Genomic DNA, 1,232 nt, shown 5'->3' on the forward strand with positions numbered 1-1,232 from the left:
CTGGATCGACTGCCGACCGGTCGAACACGACCCGACCTGCCCGAAGTGTGGCCAGGCCGGTCGGCTGCGTGATCACGTCGAGCGGGTCGTGACCGACCTACCGGTGGTGGGGCACCCGACCCGGTTGCGGGTGTGCCTGCCACGGTTCATCTGCACCGACGATCGATGCACGGTGACAATCTTTCGCCAGCGCATCGGCCGGGTCGCCGCGGCGAAAGCATCGACCACCCGCAGATGTGCTCGCTGGATCTTGCAGCGGTTGGCGATCGACAAGATGTCCGTGTCAGCGATCGCCAAAGCCCTTGGCTTGAGCTGGAACACCGTCAACACCGTGGCTGCCGAACTCACCCGTGAACTGGTGTTCGGCTCCCCTGAGCATCTCGACGGGGTGCGCTACCTCGGTGTCGATGAGCACAAGTGGAAGCACTGCCGCGGCCAAGGTGAGGCCGATTTCGTGACCGTCATCGTCGACTTGACTCCGGTCATCGACGGCACCGGCCCAGCCCGACTGCTCGACATGGTCGCCGGCCGATCAGCCGAAGTACTCAAGGCCTGGCTCAATGACAAAGACGCGAACTTTCGCAGCCGGGTCAAGGTGGTGTCGATGGACGGGTTCGCCGGCTACCGCACTGCCACTGCCGATGCGCTGCCGGCGGCACGGGCGGTCATGGATCCGTTCCATGTGGTGCATCTGGCCGCCGACAAGCTCACCGTGTGCCGCCAGCGCATCCAGCAGGACACCTGCGGGCATCGCGGCCGCACCGGCGATCCGCTGTACGGGATTCGTCGGATCCTGCTCACCCGCACCGCGCTGCTCACCGACAAGCAGAAAGCCAAGCTGGGCAAGGCCATCGCAGCCCATGATGCGCATGCGGCGGTGGAGGTCACCGCTTGCTACTACCAGGACCTGATCGCCGCCTACGCCAACCCGGATCGGCGGGCGGGCAAGCTAACGATGTTCAAGTGCCTCAAACGAATCCGATCGGGACTACCCAAGGGACTCGACGAGTTGGCGCAGCTGGGCCGCAGCCTGTGGAAGCGGCGCGCCGAGATCCTGGCCTACTTCGACGTCGGCGTCTCCAACGGCCCCGTCGAAGCCATCAACGGCCGCCTGGAACACCTACGCGGCATCGCCCTGGGATTCCGCAACCTCAACCACTACATCCTGCGATCCCTGATCCACTCCGGCCAACTTCAAGACCGGATCAACGCACTCTGAAACCGGAAGAGCC

General features: G+C 64.9%; 1 protein-coding gene. It reads left to right on the forward strand.

Annotated elements, in window-relative coordinates; genetic code table 11:
* Nucleotides 1–1,219: ISL3 family transposase (locus tag BST10_RS22165; protein ID WP_109559623.1), on the forward strand; the 1,219-nt coding region annotated here is incomplete at its 5' end.
* Nucleotides 1,220–1,232: the final 13 nt, after the last annotated feature.

Source organism: Mycolicibacter algericus DSM 45454, from assembly GCF_002086455.1.
Lineage (GTDB): Bacteria > Actinomycetota > Actinomycetes > Mycobacteriales > Mycobacteriaceae > Mycobacterium > Mycobacterium algericum.